The sequence below is a fragment of the Candidatus Omnitrophota bacterium genome, from assembly GCA_025453395.1.
Classification (GTDB): Bacteria; Omnitrophota; Gorgyraeia; order Gygaellales; family Profunditerraquicolaceae; genus JAlOQK01.
Map to the genome: position 1 here is coordinate 466,156 of JALOQK010000002.1, position 14,782 is coordinate 480,937.

The 14,782-nt window shown below is 40.9% G+C and carries 17 protein-coding genes; 1 reads left to right on the top strand and 16 read right to left on the bottom strand.

What is annotated here, in order from left to right; all coding sequences use genetic code 11:
* Position 1 precedes the first annotated feature (1 nt).
* From miaA to MUF05_03680, 9 genes are all read right to left on the bottom strand, one after another.
* Positions 2 to 928, bottom strand: coding sequence for a tRNA (adenosine(37)-N6)-dimethylallyltransferase MiaA (miaA, locus tag MUF05_03640; protein MCU0666171.1), 927 nt, complete (start codon positions 926 to 928; stop codon positions 2 to 4).
* Between the two features lie 47 nt (positions 929 to 975).
* Complete coding sequence (locus MUF05_03645) at positions 976 to 1,764, bottom strand: SPOR domain-containing protein (protein MCU0666172.1); 789 nt, start codon at positions 1,762 to 1,764, stop codon at positions 976 to 978.
* A 16-nt stretch (positions 1,765 to 1,780) separates the two neighbouring features.
* Positions 1,781 to 2,998 (bottom strand): tRNA (N6-isopentenyl adenosine(37)-C2)-methylthiotransferase MiaB, encoded by a 1,218-nt coding sequence (miaB, locus tag MUF05_03650; GenBank protein MCU0666173.1) that lies wholly within the window; start codon positions 2,996 to 2,998, stop codon positions 1,781 to 1,783.
* 121 nt (positions 2,999 to 3,119) lie between these two features.
* The gene (locus MUF05_03655) at positions 3,120 to 3,452 is read right to left on the bottom strand and encodes a GIY-YIG nuclease family protein (protein ID MCU0666174.1); all 333 of its coding nucleotides are present in this window, start codon (positions 3,450 to 3,452) and stop codon (positions 3,120 to 3,122) included.
* 79 nt (positions 3,453 to 3,531) lie between these two features.
* Positions 3,532 to 4,293 carry a class I SAM-dependent methyltransferase gene (locus tag MUF05_03660; GenBank protein ID MCU0666175.1) on the bottom strand — a complete coding sequence of 254 codons (762 nt, stop codon included), beginning with the start codon at positions 4,291 to 4,293 and terminating at the stop codon, positions 3,532 to 3,534.
* A 123-nt stretch (positions 4,294 to 4,416) separates the two neighbouring features.
* A complete protein-coding gene (locus MUF05_03665; GenBank protein ID MCU0666176.1) occupies positions 4,417 to 4,839 on the bottom strand; it encodes an EamA family transporter in 423 nt (140 codons plus the stop codon).
* Positions 4,840 to 4,867: 28 nt separating this feature from the next.
* Positions 4,868 to 6,343, bottom strand: coding sequence for a hypothetical protein (locus MUF05_03670; protein MCU0666177.1), 1,476 nt, complete (start codon positions 6,341 to 6,343; stop codon positions 4,868 to 4,870).
* Positions 6,324 to 7,043 carry a class I SAM-dependent methyltransferase gene (locus tag MUF05_03675; protein MCU0666178.1) on the bottom strand — a complete coding sequence of 240 codons (720 nt, stop codon included), beginning with the start codon at positions 7,041 to 7,043 and terminating at the stop codon, positions 6,324 to 6,326. The genes MUF05_03670 and MUF05_03675 overlap by 20 nt, the downstream gene beginning before the upstream one ends.
* Positions 7,033 to 8,109, bottom strand: a complete 1,077-nt coding sequence (locus MUF05_03680) for a hypothetical protein (protein ID MCU0666179.1) — start codon at positions 8,107 to 8,109, stop codon at positions 7,033 to 7,035. The genes MUF05_03675 and MUF05_03680 overlap by 11 nt, the downstream gene beginning before the upstream one ends.
* Before the next feature lie 74 nt (positions 8,110 to 8,183).
* Here MUF05_03680 and MUF05_03685 point away from each other — a divergent pair, with 74 nt between their 5' ends.
* Positions 8,184 to 8,582, top strand: coding sequence for a hypothetical protein (locus tag MUF05_03685; GenBank protein ID MCU0666180.1), 399 nt, complete (start codon positions 8,184 to 8,186; stop codon positions 8,580 to 8,582).
* A gap of 2 nt (positions 8,583 to 8,584) precedes the next feature.
* Here MUF05_03685 and MUF05_03690 read toward each other — a convergent pair whose 3' ends face one another.
* Genes MUF05_03690 through MUF05_03720 form a run of 7 tightly spaced genes read right to left on the bottom strand, consistent with a single transcriptional unit; the run spans position 8,585 to position 14,782 of the window.
* Complete coding sequence (locus MUF05_03690) at positions 8,585 to 9,448, bottom strand: radical SAM protein (GenBank protein ID MCU0666181.1); 864 nt, start codon at positions 9,446 to 9,448, stop codon at positions 8,585 to 8,587.
* Positions 9,445 to 10,170, bottom strand: a complete 726-nt coding sequence (locus MUF05_03695) for a glycosyltransferase (protein ID MCU0666182.1) — start codon at positions 10,168 to 10,170, stop codon at positions 9,445 to 9,447. The genes MUF05_03690 and MUF05_03695 overlap by 4 nt, the downstream gene beginning before the upstream one ends.
* Complete coding sequence (locus MUF05_03700) at positions 10,149 to 10,868, bottom strand: methyltransferase domain-containing protein (GenBank protein ID MCU0666183.1); 720 nt, start codon at positions 10,866 to 10,868, stop codon at positions 10,149 to 10,151. The genes MUF05_03695 and MUF05_03700 overlap by 22 nt, the downstream gene beginning before the upstream one ends.
* The gene (locus MUF05_03705) at positions 10,869 to 11,990 is read right to left on the bottom strand and encodes a radical SAM protein (protein ID MCU0666184.1); all 1,122 of its coding nucleotides are present in this window, start codon (positions 11,988 to 11,990) and stop codon (positions 10,869 to 10,871) included.
* 2 nt (positions 11,991 to 11,992) lie between these two features.
* Positions 11,993 to 12,751 carry a glycosyltransferase family 2 protein gene (locus MUF05_03710; protein MCU0666185.1) on the bottom strand — a complete coding sequence of 253 codons (759 nt, stop codon included), beginning with the start codon at positions 12,749 to 12,751 and terminating at the stop codon, positions 11,993 to 11,995.
* The gene (locus tag MUF05_03715) at positions 12,752 to 13,804 is read right to left on the bottom strand and encodes an alpha-ketoacid dehydrogenase subunit beta (GenBank protein ID MCU0666186.1); all 1,053 of its coding nucleotides are present in this window, start codon (positions 13,802 to 13,804) and stop codon (positions 12,752 to 12,754) included.
* 18 nt (positions 13,805 to 13,822) lie between these two features.
* Positions 13,823 to 14,782, bottom strand: coding sequence for a thiamine pyrophosphate-dependent dehydrogenase E1 component subunit alpha (locus tag MUF05_03720; GenBank protein MCU0666187.1), 960 nt, complete (start codon positions 14,780 to 14,782; stop codon positions 13,823 to 13,825).

Below are 14,782 nucleotides of genomic sequence, written 5' to 3' on the forward strand. Positions count from 1 at the left end.
CCTAACTTTCCAATCTGTTGGCAATAAGCTTAGAGATAGCGGACGGCTTATCCTTTGCCTTGATTTCTATCCAACATAAACGCTTATCTTTTCTAAACCAAGTCAGCTGGCGCTTAGCATATAAACGGGTATTATGCTTAATCCGCTCTAAAGCTTCTTCCAATAAACACTCATCCTTTAAGTAAGAACCAATTTCAGAGATTCCTATGGCAAAGCTGGCGGTTCGGCTTGTTTTCTTCTTTAATAAATCCTTCACTTCTTTTAATAATCCCGACTTTTGCATTTTATTTACCCGCTTATCAATGCGAGAATACAAATCTTTCCTGTCCATATTAAGACAAAAGGCTTTAATATCATAACTATCCGCCAAGCCGCTTCTTTGTTTCTGCAAAAAAGATATTTTCTTGCCCGTACCCAGAAAAACTTCCAGTGCCCGTATAACCCGCTTCAGGTCATGGGGATGGATCTTAGCTGCCGCCTCTTTATCGGTTTTTAGCAATATCTGATACAAATATTCTTTGCCCTTGTCTTGGGAAAGCTTATATAGCCGGGAACGGATTTTTTCCTGCTCTGGAATTTTAACTTCAAAAATGCCGTCCAGCAAAATAGACATATAAAGCCCTGTGCCGCCAACAAGAATCGGGGTTTTTCCGCGCGAAAAAATATCAATTATTGCCGCATTGGCTTGTTTACGGTACCGCGAAACATCATATTCACAAGTTACCGGAACTTGTTCAAATAAATGATGCTTGACTTGCCTCTTAAATTTATCTTCAGGAGCAGAATTCAAAATATTCATTCCCTGGTAGACTTGCATGGAATCACAACAGACAATCTCGCCGTTTATTTTCTTTGCCAGGCAATAAGCGACCGCGCTTTTACCCGAAGCTGTAGGCCCAACAATAAAAATAATTCTTTTTTTCAGCAAAGCATTCCTCTCATACTAAAACCAAAAGATTTTGGCATAAACATCTACTATGGGAAAATTTTGGTAGGTAAACCCTGGCCAGATAGTTTTTTCTCTACGACTTGGGCTTCTTGCAGCGAATTCAACTTGCCCACGCGCACTTTATAAACCGGCTTGCCGGAATTCTCTGACTGAACAAGATAGGAATCAAACCCCTGATTATATAACCTATCCTTTAGCTCTAAAGCGTTATTTTTCTCACTAAATGCGCCCACTTGGACACAATAGAATTCTTTGGGGCAGACTTCTTCGGGCTTAAGCTGAAAACAACTGAAACTGGGGTCCTTTAATTTAGCTAAATAATTCTGCGATTTAACAGTATCGCCTTTTTTTAACGCGCATTGGCTTAAACGGTAATAAATCTGGTCCAACACTACCGAAAACTCGCTATCTGTAATAGTGCCCTCGTAGATACCCTGCGCCTTGGTATAGTCCTCTCTCAAGAAAAACGTATCCCCTAATCCTATTTTAGCCTTAGTTTTGAATTTGCTGTCCTGAAATTCATTGATCACTATCTCGAAAATATCTGACGCGCGCAGATAATTTGCGTCTTTAAGATAACTAATCCCTAAAAGATAATATAACTCATCCATGCCCTTTTCATCATGTTTGGTATCCCCCAGCAGGATCTCCCCCTCTATGATAGCCGCCTTATAATCATGCCTTAAGATATCAACCTTGATCTTCTCTAAATCCAAAGCATAAACGCGTGATACAAACGAAAAACTCAAAGCGAAAAATGTAAAACCAAAACTTAAAATTAAAAATTTAACCGCTTTTTCTCTTTGTCTTTTCATGTTTACATTTTAACTTTTAAACTTTAGCTTTACGTTTTTCGTTTTGCGCTTTAAGCTTAACTGATATTTTCTTCTGTAGCTCCAATATTAAACCGTGCCTTCTTTCTTTTTCCGCTTTTGGCACATCATCCGGCATATTCGCGGCTTGCGTATGCGGCCGGGGCGAATACTTAAAGATAAAACCGGCGTTAAATTCAACTTCTTTTATTAAATCGTAAGTATCTTGAAAATCTTTTTCTGTCTCACCCGGAAATCCTACAATAATATCCGTAGTCAGGGCCCCATTAGGAACTATTTTACGATATTGCGCCGCTAAATCCAAATAGAATCTTCTGGTATATTGGCGGTTCATTAACTTTAAAATCCGGTCAGAGCCTGATTGCACCGGAAGATGCAGATATTTCTTAAGTTTGCCGCATTCTGCCATCGCCTTAAAAAGCTCAATACTTGTATCTTTAGGGTGAGAAGTAATAAAACCAAACTCCTTTAAGCCTTTAACCGCATTGACTGTTTTTAATAAATCCACAAAACTGATTTCTATATCTTTATTTGGAATTTGGGATTTGGAATCTGAGATTTGGGATTTGTAAGAGTTTACGTTCTGCCCCAGCAAGGTAACGCTTGTGATTCCTAGGGCAACCGCCTCGTTTATTTCTTGCAAGATATCTTCTTTTCTTCTGTGGCGTAGTGCTTTGCGAGTATAAGGCACGACACAGTATGAGCAAAAGTTAGAACAGCCTTCGGAAATAACAATAAAGGCATGATTTTTATCTTCAAAAAATCCGGTATGATAAATCTGCTCCGGCCTGTTTTCGCCGTCTGTCTCCCAAATCTTGCTTTCAAAAAAGCTTTTTGCTTTTAGTTTTTCGCCTTTAGCTGAAGGCTGACAGCTGACAGCTGACAGCTGACTGATTATTTCTGGGATTTTTGCGATATCCGCCGGCCCGACCACAAAATCCACCTCCGGCGACCTCTCAAACACCGCTTCTTTATAATTCTGCGCCATACATCCAACAAGCCCTATTATAGGTTTATTTTTCTCACTTTTTCCTTTTTCCTTTTTACTTTTTAGTTTTGTGATCCTCCCAATTTCACTCCACACCTTCTCCTCGGCGTGCTGGCGCACAGAACAGGTATTAAGAATAACCACATTTGCTTCTTCCGCCAAACCAGTTATCGTATATCCTGCCTTCTGCAAAATCCCGGAAATCACCTCGGAATCCCGTAGATTCATCTGACAACCAAAAGTTTTGATAAAAACTTTTGGTTGCCGTGTCCGCGCTGCGCAGGGTAAAGTTTGCAAAACTTTACCCTGCACGTTTGCAGCCGGACCACTTTGGCGCCCGGACCTATTTCTACTTCTTCTTTGCTCTTCCATGATTTTTTCTTATCTCCAACACCTTATCAAGGCGCATGCCACCTACCAATAATTCTTTTTGTTTTCTGGTAAATTCCTTAATCGTCTTCTCTAATTTAAACGCCGGCTTAAATTGCTTATATTGCTTATTCCACACCAGCTTCACGGGCCTTCTGTCGCGCGTATATTTGGCGCCTTTACCCTTGTTGTGTAATTCTATACGCTTTTCTAAATTAGGCGTATAACCTGTATAAAACGTCCCATCCCCACACTCCACCATATACACCCAAAACTTCCCGCTTCTTTTAAATTTCTTTCTACTACTTATCATAACCTTCGCTTCTTTTTGCCTAAAATGTCACATACATTCACAGGTCTGCCTGCGGCAGACAGGCAGGCGCCCCTATTATTTACTTCTCCGCCACCACAAGCATTTCAAAATCTTCGGTAGTCAATTTGTCATTTCTTGAATAAGCCCCAAGCTTGGAGCCGAAGATATCGATCTTTTTGAATCCAAGCGTCTTTAAAAGCCATGTTATCTCACTGGGTACATAATAACGCTCGTTGCACTTAAGCTCCTTTTTATTACCGGAATCGTCTTCAAAAACAGCGGTGTTATGGTCGCGGAAAGTCATCAGGTCAAAAGAGCAGTCCTTGCACTGAGATTGGCCTTCTTTCTGAGCTAACTCATAGAATTCCTTGACCGAATGGAAAAGCGGGAATAATCCGTTTAATGCGGTGAAAACAAGCTTCCCCTGACCGTTCAAAGCTCTGGCCGCGCTCTTAAGGATCGCGAAATTCATTTCATCCGTTTCCATAAGAGAAAACCCGCCTTCGCAGAGCATAATGGCTAGATCAAATTCACCCTCAAACGGAAGGCCTCGCGCGTCATACTTCTGGAAATTAATTGTCAGCCCTGCCGCTTTGGCTTTCTCCCGCGCTCCCGCAAGCTGTGACTCGGAAAGATCAACGCCTGTCACTTTATACCCTCTTTTGGTCAGTTCGATAGCGTGGCGGCCGGTGCCGCAACCAATGTCGATTATCTTTAAAGATTTATTGCGGCTAATCTCCTGTTCAATAAAATCGCACTCGCCCGCAGTGCCCTGAACAAAAGGCTCGTTATCATATTTGCGAGCGTAATTCTCGAATAATGCTTCGTACCATTGTTTCATTTTAATCCTTTCTTACAATTTAATTAGAACTTTCATTTTAAGGGAACTGGCCTTATGACAATATTCCTGCTTACACAACTTAAAAATATTTTTCCTATTCATTTAACACAGCGCAATAATAAACTAACGTAAAATAATAAGCAACGTGCCAATGGTAATCAACCCCACCCCCGCCCATTGATAAGCTCCTAAGCGTTCCCCTAAGAACATAACAGAAAGAATTACCGCGAACACCAGGCTTAGCTTATCAATTGGGGAAACAATGGAAGCCGGGCCGGTTTGAAGCGCGCGAAAATAACAAATCCATGATAAACCCGTAGCAAAGGCCGAAAGAATGAGAAATATCATGCTGTGCCTGTCTATTAATAAAGGATTCCTCCACTCGCGGCGCACGCCAATCAAGACCCCTAAAAACAAAATAATCACAACCGTCCTTATAAAAGTAGCCAGATTAGAAGAGATGTTCTTAACCCCTACTTTCGCCAACACCGCGGTCAGCCCTGCGAAAAAAGCTGAACCCACAGCGTATATTTTCCAATCCAACATAATTGCCCCCCCTTTTTTTTATCGCGTTTTAAGAAGAAGGCAATATCCTAAATAAATGCTCATTATAGAAATATTGCGCTACTTCTTTCCCATACCAACTCTCATTGCGCCGCATCCCCATAGGCTTGACATAAAAATGCTCCTGAAGAATGCTTTTTAAGATAAAACACGGGTCATAGCCCAGGGCCGTAGAAGTAAGATACACCGGATACCCTGCTCTATTTAAAACAATTATTTTACCAAAAAAATCATCCCATTGCGCCTGATCACAGTTTACCGGCGGAAGAAGATATTTTCTTTTTGTGTAAAGCTTTAAAAATATATGCTCATCTTGTATGATAATAATACTGTCTGGTTCGGTAGCCGATTCTACAAAAAGCGCGAAATCTTTTTGGTAATTATTAACGTGGCGTGAATATAAGATATTCTTTGCCGGCATAAGCATGGTCAGGCAAACAAATAACATTGCCGTGGCGCAGATTATATTCTTCTTGAAGACAAAGCATATTGCCTGGGAAGAAAAATAAAACATAAAAAATGACGCTGGGATAAGATAACGCGGGCTAAAGGTTTGCATATTCACAAGCAACATAAAAGAAACCGCAAAAGCAACAAAAAATAAAACCGCCTCTTCTTTTTTTTCTTTCAAGAAGCCAAGAAAAACTCCCAATACCGCCCAGATTACCGCCATATACGCCCAATGCCACAAGGCTTGCCAGCCTTGCCTGAATCTTGCCAAACTAAAGCCAGAAAACACCTCCATGCTATCTGACTGAACGTTTATCCCGATGGCAGAAGAAAACACATTAAGATACGCCCGGCAATTGGGCACCAAAAGCGCTAACAGGATAACTATCGCAAAAGAGAAAAAGATAATCCCCAGAAACCTGGCGCCAAAAATCAAAATTTGCTTTAAAAACCCCTCATGCCTTTTCTTGAAAACAATATTCACGTAATAAGCGAAAAATCCGGCAAAAATAATCATGTTTTCATTTCTTGAAGCAATAGCTAATCCGGTAAAAAATGCGCATAGCCAAAAAGTATTGCTTAGAAAATAAAACAAACTAAACACTAAAAACAACTGCCCTAACGCATGGTCAATCCTGCCATAAGTAGTTACCGAGAAAAACGGCGCAAAGCAACTTGTTAATAACGCCCAGGATAAAGCAGAAGAGTCTGCGATTGTCTTACGAAAACACAGGTATATTACTACAGCTGTTAGGGCGGATATAAAAGAGGTAGAAAAAAACAGGACATCCTGATAGGCGGCCCATGGAAATAAAGCATCCCTGATAAACCCCAAACTTATTATAAAGAAAGACACAAAAGGAAAACTTGCCGCGTGCGGATAGGCCAGTTTATCCTGCATTACTAAGATAAACTCCGCAGTGTCATAATGAAACGGGCCCTTGCTTAATAAAAGAAACCGCGGGATAAAGCTAAAGGCAAAAATAAAAAATGCCCAAGCCCAAACCCCTATTTTACTATTTTTTGCGTTCCACATGGCACAAATAAGATGCGCAACATAAACGATTTAATATAAATATCCGCTCAACTAAAGGCTCAATCTTTTTTAATAGATTAGCTGCCCAATCCGGGCAAAAAAAAGGCACTAAACCAATGTAATCATGTTTTAGGATTTTAGCTGCGGATAGCCCGACCCATCTGCGGATAACAAATGGCGGGTAAGATTTCTCATTATGCGCTCGATGATAACTGGAGAAACGCTCAATTATTTTTAAGAAAGGATTATACCCATTAGGATCAAGGATAATAACTTCCGAGGCTACTCGCAGCGCCTCTTTTAAGGCCTGTCCGGGATTGCAGATGTGGTGCAAAATACCCCGCATATAAACAATATCAAACGCATTATCTTTAAATGGGAGCCTATCTACAGAACATAGCGCAAAATTTATATTTGTATCTGAATTTTTTGCGCGTGCCGATGAAATTGCCTCAAAAGCAAGATCCACACCATAAACCCTCAAGGCTTTACCCCGCTGGCATAATTCAACAGTATAAGTTGCGTCTCCGCAGCCAACATCAAGCACCCGCTTACCTGCGAAATCAGCCATTTTAAAAGCTGCATCACTTAAATGGGCATTGGAAAGGCGGCTGCTTAGCGATGGATTAGTAGTATAGCGATAGCCATTATTTTCCTTAATGTCTATGCGAAAAGAATTTATAGCGCTTTTATTTTGCATTTGGAAACAACCTCTGTATCGCCTGATAAACTATTGCCGCCAAAATAAGATTTCCGTCACCGTTTAAATGGCATTCATCGTAGAAAAGTGTTTTATAACTGTCTTTAAAAAACTGCCTTAAGTCAAGAACTATGACATTCGGATTACCATTATATTTCTGCTGTAATATGTTCGCGTAAATTCCATGCTGGTATTTGTGCATTTGGGAAAGTATTTCTCCGACATTCTCATCGCGAAATCCCGTACCGAATTGCTTCAAATAAAAATTAGGAACAATGTAGGGCTCCAAGATAACGATCACCTTAATATTATGCTTTAAACAATAATCAATGGAATCCAGCTCTTTCTCCAGGAAAACTTGAAGCCTTTTTTCGTTCTCCATGTAAACATCCTGGACCGAGCCCTGATTAAGCTTATACCGCTTGTAATCAAAACCCAAAAATAAATCTCCTCCTTTACCCATTTTTTCCTTAATAAAAGAGGTTACAAACCTATAAGTGCAGCGAAAGTTAATCTTAATAAAGCTAACAGTATACCGCACTATTGGGTTATCAGGATAGGGGTTAAATGCCTGATAGTAATCTTTCGGGGCAAGATATTCATAGCGGTTGTCATTTATTTTTTTGACCACAACCGGTAAATCATTATAGCCATCATGGATAACCACGCAATTAGGATCGTATTGCGGTAAAACAGATTTTATGAAATAATTCGTGGTTACCGCTGATACCCCGGAAATACCGAAATTATAAATACTTGCCGGCTTTTTTTCTTTAAAACAGATGTCCTGTAAAAGAGTGGGGTAGCTATACTCGTAAGGCATGTTATTGCCATTGGTAGTTGAGCCGCCAAGGCAGAAAACCCTCGGAGGCATGGCATTCTTATACGGCATCGGGCTTCTTAAGAAACAGGCAGCGTGATATAAAATACTGGGCCTTAAGGTATAGTAAAACTTCGCCGTATCATTATACATAAAGCGGAAATAAGTCTCTATGCCGAATAATAAACCGAAAACTAAGGACACCCCAAATCCCATGGCCAATAAATTAGCAGTTATCTTTTTCACCTATTCTCCTGTTGTTGTTTTAATACTTGCAAACTAAATGAAAAATCACTATAATTACTACTTAAGGAGGCCATATGGAACAAAAACATAAACGCAAGAAAATCTGGGAAATCTCTTATGCCATCAAATTTTTAAACGTTGCCTTGGGCCTGATGATACTGTTGGTCGCTAGCGGTTTCTTCTTTTTTAGCGTGGCAGTAAAACAGGCAGAACTAAGCCAAGCGCGCCCATTTTCGCTTCAGATACTTACCCCTTATGTGCTTCTGTTAGCTGCAAGTATCGTGGCATCCATGACCCTTCTTATAGTCCTCTACCGCTGTTTGGCCCCTCTTCCGCGCATAGAGAAAATCCTTGATCAAGTGCTGCAGGGAGACTACAGTAAACGTATCATCTTGCGCAAAAAAGACATGCTAGAAGCGATTGCGCTGCGAGTCAACCAGTTAATTGAAAGGCTGGAAAAGAACAAAAAATAACCCTATCCGAATTTAATATCTACCGAAGTGTGCCCGAATTCCTGAAAGCGATTGGTCTTTATTTTCACGTCACAAGGGTTACAAAAACCGAACATACCGCACTTTCTATATTTATCCTCTAAAACAAACCCCCCGTCATAAAGAGAGCCTATGGGCTTAAAATCTTGATACACATCGTGGTGACAACGAAAAATATCCGCCTTAGGATCAATCAAGAACTCTGTGCTTTTGCATAAAACATCCTTCGGATTGTTTAGATCAAAACATCCCGGGTATTTATACTGCCCGTGCATTTTACCACGATACTCTCCTAAAAAGTCTTTAAGCCTAAAATCAATCCCCATCTTTTTTGCCTTCTCTTGAGAACTAAGAATTTGTTTTTTGTATTTGGGATGCAAAACCGACCAGACCCCGATACTGAAGCCTTTGTCCTGTAAAGCTAAAACCTTTGATGCAGTCTTATTAAAATCCATGGTTTCGGGATGATAACTGACTCTTATAGATGCGTAAGGCGCCTGACGCTTAACCCTGTTAGGATTGACTTTCTTGGCAAAATCATCCGCATCAAATTGCAAATTAGTCAATATATCTATTGTCAATCCTGGCTTCAAATGATTGATAATATAAATAAAATCCGGGTGCAGGCTTGGCTCTCCCCCCTGCAAGCTAACCGGAAGATCCGCGCGGGATTGGATGCGGTTTAACAACTCAACCCAATCTTTTCCAGAAATCATCTTACGCTTCTTAAGATTCCCCTCAAAATTATTAATGCAATAGCTGCATTTTAAATTACAGGCAAAGGTAAGAAAAACTCCGATATAATTATAAGAATCGGGTATTTTAATCGGCTTTAAAATCTTCTTCATTTGTATTTTGCCTTTAATTTAAAAAGCTCAAGAAAAGACGGGATGATTTCTTTAAATAAAGAAAACTTACTCCCTGCCACATCCTGCCATAGCCTAAGCGGATACTCTACAACGCCCGATCCCTGCTTTAGAAGGCGCAGTATTATTTCCAGATCGAATAACCATTTTACAATAAACCTATCCTTAAAACAAATATCAATTACTTCCTTGCGAAAGATCTTTGCGCCGCACTGCGAATCATAAACTTTTATTTTCAAGACTACCCCCACCATCGTGGCAAAAAATCTTCCACAATAATGCCTAAAAGCAAAACGCTTTATAACAGATCCCAGGCGCAGCACCCTGCTTCCTAAGACAGCGCTGCAATCAGGATAAAGAGCTTTTTGGTAGCCCATGAAATCATTTAATTCTTCCAAAGGCGTTGCCAAATCCGCATCCCAGAAACCCGCCCAAGAAACATCTTTCCAGAAAGGCATTGTCTTCAGATGCAGCATGCCCTGACGCACCGCCTCTTGTTTGCCATAGTTCTTATCCAACGACAGAATATGGACTCTTTGGCTTAAATGCCTTCTTATAACTTCCGCGGTAGAATCATTTGAACCATCATCAACAAACAAGAAAAAAACATTATGGCCGCTTGATAGGAATTTATTCATATCAAGCCGCTTTTCTTCGTTATAACAAGGTATTACTAAGAAGATTATTTCTTGCAGACCATGCATATTGACAACCCCGGCAATTTGATCCCTGCCTTGGATAGAATGCGATTCAGATAAAAATCAAAATTCAATAAACCTCTGAATAAAAAAGTAAGTGCGTGCCCTCGGCCAAATCTCCATCCTGACGCGCCACACTGGCATGAAACCCCAAAGAACTTTTCCTTTAATTTAATTATAGCCCGCGGCAAAACAAGCGTAGAATAGAAATAAAACCCTTCTTCCACTTTCAACCCTGAAACCTGAATTAATCCGGAAAGCTTCTGATAATTATACCTACGCAGATGCTTTAAAAATTTATCATGCCCGGTAAATAAAAATTGATAGGCCGGGACAGTTATGATAAATTCTGCACCGGGCTTGATTATCCTGTTCAGAGAATATAGAAATCCTGCTTCATCCTCCACGTGCTCCAAAACATCTAAAGCTAAAACTACATCCACGCTTTCTTGAGGAATACTTGAAAGGCTATTAATCTTTTTTATCTTGCCATTCTTGTCCTCTTGAGCATAAGCTTTATCAAATGCCCAGATTTTATCGGCATAGCCTTCTAAAGATAAACTGAAAAATAAATCTCCGGATCCTATGTCAGCATACTGCAAACCAAAAGGCTTCTTCTTTAATAACATCAAAAGAGAATCTCGGCGAGATAATTCCCAGGGGTGCCGGTTACCTTTAAACGCGGTTTTCTCAATTAGATCCATCTAAATAAAATTAACATGCATTGGCGGCTTGCCTTGAGTTTTTTCAAGGGCGCAATTGCCGTTCTTTAAATCCCATAAGAATTCATTTACCTTATGCTGCAAACACAAAGTCCCGCACATGGTCCTGGGGTCAAACTCATTCGAAGCAATCAAATCCATGACTTGCCAATAGCGCTTACTCTGCCAGATTTTCTTAAAAGAAGTTTGCGCAATATTGCCGATATGAAACTTTTTATATTTGCTGTTAAAAAGCATGCCGCAGGGCGCAACTAACCCTGACCCGGAGAATTGCATAATAAATGGCGGCCCGAAACAAGCGCTGTACTTTCTTTTGCCGCAACTTAGTATCTTCGACCATTTAGCCTTAACCAGGTACTTAGAATTGGAGATACTTTCGGCTTTTTTCAAAAGATCGGTCAACCCAAAATATTTATTGTAATCAACTCCCAGGGAGCCTGTTTCATCATCACTACAGTGCTTGACTACTAAATAATCCACACCCAATTGTTTTCCTAACTTTGCCAAAGGGATCACCTGGTCGGCATATTGCGGCAAAAGCACCATCTGAAGCCCCAAAGTCACAGGAAACTTATTTTCTTTTTTTATCTTTACACAAGTTCTTATAATCTTAACGACTCTGTCAAAAGAGTTTTCTTCGCAACCCATAACCTTGGCATATTTGCCAGCAGTAGCTGCTGAAATATTAAACCGCAAATAGGTCAGATCTTTTAACAGCCCAGGCAGCCTTTGTTCTTTTAATAAAAACCCGTTAGTGCCCAAAGCCATATCAAGGCCATTTTTCCTGCCTCTTTCCACAGCATCATAAAGATGCGGTGAGCAGGCGCTTTCTCCGTCGCTGACAAAACTTACCGCCTTTACCCCGATACTTGCGGAATCATCCAAAAAACGAAAAATCACATCGCGGGTCATCTTCTTTTCGTCGTTTGCCTGAAGCTTGCCGTAACAATAGACACAGCGGTAATTGCATCTTCTGGTCAACGCGCAATCAATAGTAATAGGCGCGATCCTTTCGCCGGCCAGCCATGCCTCTAATCTTTGGCGGTGCCAAAGAAGCTTATGCCCGTCTAAAACTATATTCTTGCCGGATATCTTATCTTGCATAATTAATCTTTGTTGTATCTTTGGTATGAAATGCTGTCTTTAATCAGGTTCAAGGGTTTTTCTTTTCTTAATAAATACACTTCAAGAAAAAGCTTGATGTAACCCTTGACTACTGCCCTGAATGAACGCCAGGAAATTGCCTTAGGATTGCCTGCCAAACGAGTCCGCAGGCGATAGGGAACCTGGGCGTAAAGATACCCTCTTTTTAAAAGGCGCACCAAGATATCTGTCTGAAAGAAAAAACCCTTATTGCGGCAGGATAATGACTTTAGCACGCTTGTGCGGTACAACACCGTCCCGTTGGTATAAGTCAAACCGATCTTAAAAGTATAATTAATTATAGATACGTAGGCAGATGAAACCAGATTCCTAAAAGCCGACCGGGCATTGCGGTTAAAAACAAATGGGATAACCATATCAACATCTGACATAAGCCATAAATAGCGGATAATCTCTTCGGGCTTATTCTCGTTATCCCCGGGCAGCATACAGACAACCTCATGCCTTGCTTTATCAACCGCATCCCAAAAAGATGCCCCTATCCCGCAAGGCGTAACATGCTCAATAATGTCAACCTGGCCCGGGAAATCACGCATTAGCTCGCGCACCAATGATCCTGTTGCATCGGTGCTGCCGTCATTTACTACTAAAACCTCTGCCTTTATCCCAAAGGCCTTGAAGGCATTCAAGGTATCCGTTACGGCAGCAACGATATTTTTCTCTTCGTTTAAAGCCGGCATGGCTACAGTTAAAGAAATCATTTATCCGCCTTTAGCTATTTTTCTAATCTTGCAAATAATATTTTCCAAGTTAGGATAAAATTCTTTCTCTAGGACATGGCTGGCCGGAGTCGGGACATCAGCAAGCGCGATCCTCTCTACGGGCCGTGCCAAGAAAGAAAAACAATTCTCCGTGATCATAGAGCTTATTTCGGCGCTTATCCCGCAAAAAGCATACCCAAAATCAAGCACTATGGCTTTTTTTGTCTTCTTGACTGAAGAAAAAATAAGCTCTGCGTCTATGGGTTTAACAGTTCTTAGATCCACTATTTCAATATCTATGCCTTCATCTTGAAGCTTCTTACCGGCCTCAAGGGCAATCGCGGTCATAAAGGAGCTGGTAATAACGGTTACGTCTTTACCCTGCCTTCTTAACACAGGTTTGCCTAAAGGCACCAAATACGCCTCTTCCGGGACATAATCTTTATAATCAAAAAGCCATCTATGATCTATAAACATAACCGGATCAGGGCAAGCAATACTTGATAAAAGCAACCCCTTAGCATCATAAGCCGTTGATGGCATAACCACTCTTAAACCCGGAATATGCGCGAAAATAGCCTGGATCGGCTGTGAATGCTGGGCAGCTGATCCCCATCCCCCTCCAATGATCGCGCGGATTACTATGGGAAGATTAACTTTTCCGCCAAACATATATTTCCACTTCGCGGCGTGATTGATAATCTGGTCCATAGAAACAAGCAAAAAATCCGTGCGCATATGGATTAATACCGGGCGCATACCGGCCAAAGACGCGCCAATAGCGATGCCGGTAAGAGTATTTTCGCAGATAGGGGTGTCAAACACCCTATCTTTAGAAAATTGCTTATGCAGATTCAAGGTTGTACCAAAAACTCCTGCCGGGTCATCTATGCCTTCCCCAAAGAGAAATACCTTAGGGTCTTGTTTTAAGGCAATAGCAAAAGCCTCGTGTATCGCCTGGCGATAAGTGATAAGCCTGTTTCCCGCCAGGGTATTATCCTCTGGCAAAACACGCAAATCCGACAGGTCTACAGGAACTTTATCCCATGACATTTTTATTTCGCCTTTTGCTTAATAAATATCTGTGCGTAAATCTTCTTTTTCCGGATAGGGGCTTTTTACGGCAAATTCCCAAGCCTCTTTTACTTCTTCATCTGCTCTATGTTCTATATCCAAAAGTTCATTTTCTTTTAATAATTTATTGGCAAGAATCTGACGATGAAATCTTTTATAAGGGCATTTCTTCATCCACTTTTCCACTTCTTCTCTGGCGCGAAACCCTTTTTCAATATCCGTCTCCGGTCCCACATGGGTACGAAAACGATAGGTGCGCGCCTCTATAAAACAAGGGCCAGAACCTTTTCTGATGCGCGCAATAAAATCGCCTGATTTCTTATAAACTTGGATTACATCATTTCCATCAAGAAGCGCTTTGGGCATAGAGAAAAAATCTGCTATTTTATAAATATCTGGATTTGCCTGCCGAACCTTTTGTGAAGAATTAGTCGCGTAGAAATTATTTTCGCAAACAAAAAGAATGGGCAGTTTCTTTAATTTGGCGAAATTCATACTCTCAAAGAATGTCCCCTGCTCTATTGCCCCATCACCAAGGAAAATTACCACAATCTGCCTTTGCCTCTGTAATCTTACTGCCAATGCCGCTCCTGTCCCAATAGGAATTCCACCTGCCACAATGGCACTTGTGCCGAAAATAGAATTTTCTAAAGATACCATATGGGTGGAACCGCCCTTGCCCGAAGAACAACCGGTTTTCTTGCCATAAAGCTCGGCAAACATCTCTTTAATATCCGCGCCCTTGGCAATCAAGTGCCCGTGGTTACGGTGATAGCTAAAAAGATAATCGCTTTTCTTTAGATGCGCGCATACCCCTGTGGCAATTGCCTCTTGGCCGATATAAAGATGCACTGGGCAACGCATTTGCTGTTCGGGATAGTGCTGAATGATTTTATCCTCAAACTTGCGGATTTTAACCATCCGATAATACAAATCTTTGATTATTCTTTTATCCAT

Coding starts and splice junctions, on each gene's coding strand:
- MUF05_03645 (MCU0666172.1), bottom strand. CDS start 1,764: ATGAAAAGACAAAGAGAAAAAGCGGTTAAATTTTTAATTTTAAGTTTT.
- miaB (MCU0666173.1), bottom strand. CDS start 2,998: ATGAATCTACGGGATTCCGAGGTGATTTCCGGGATTTTGCAGAAGGCA.
- MUF05_03655 (MCU0666174.1), bottom strand. CDS start 3,452: ATGATAAGTAGTAGAAAGAAATTTAAAAGAAGCGGGAAGTTTTGGGTG.
- MUF05_03660 (MCU0666175.1), bottom strand. CDS start 4,293: ATGAAACAATGGTACGAAGCATTATTCGAGAATTACGCTCGCAAATAT.
- MUF05_03665 (MCU0666176.1), bottom strand. CDS start 4,839: ATGTTGGATTGGAAAATATACGCTGTGGGTTCAGCTTTTTTCGCAGGG.
- MUF05_03670 (MCU0666177.1), bottom strand. CDS start 6,343: ATGTGGAACGCAAAAAATAGTAAAATAGGGGTTTGGGCTTGGGCATTT.
- MUF05_03675 (MCU0666178.1), bottom strand. CDS start 7,043: ATGCAAAATAAAAGCGCTATAAATTCTTTTCGCATAGACATTAAGGAA.
- MUF05_03685 (MCU0666180.1), top strand. CDS start 8,184: ATGGAACAAAAACATAAACGCAAGAAAATCTGGGAAATCTCTTATGCC.
- MUF05_03690 (MCU0666181.1), bottom strand. CDS start 9,448: ATGAAGAAGATTTTAAAGCCGATTAAAATACCCGATTCTTATAATTAT.
- MUF05_03695 (MCU0666182.1), bottom strand. CDS start 10,170: ATGCATGGTCTGCAAGAAATAATCTTCTTAGTAATACCTTGTTATAAC.
- MUF05_03700 (MCU0666183.1), bottom strand. CDS start 10,868: ATGGATCTAATTGAGAAAACCGCGTTTAAAGGTAACCGGCACCCCTGG.
- MUF05_03705 (MCU0666184.1), bottom strand. CDS start 11,990: ATGCAAGATAAGATATCCGGCAAGAATATAGTTTTAGACGGGCATAAG.
- MUF05_03710 (MCU0666185.1), bottom strand. CDS start 12,751: ATGATTTCTTTAACTGTAGCCATGCCGGCTTTAAACGAAGAGAAAAAT.
- MUF05_03715 (MCU0666186.1), bottom strand. CDS start 13,804: ATGTCATGGGATAAAGTTCCTGTAGACCTGTCGGATTTGCGTGTTTTG.
- MUF05_03720 (MCU0666187.1), bottom strand. CDS start 14,782: ATGGATAAAAGAATAATCAAAGATTTGTATTATCGGATGGTTAAAATC.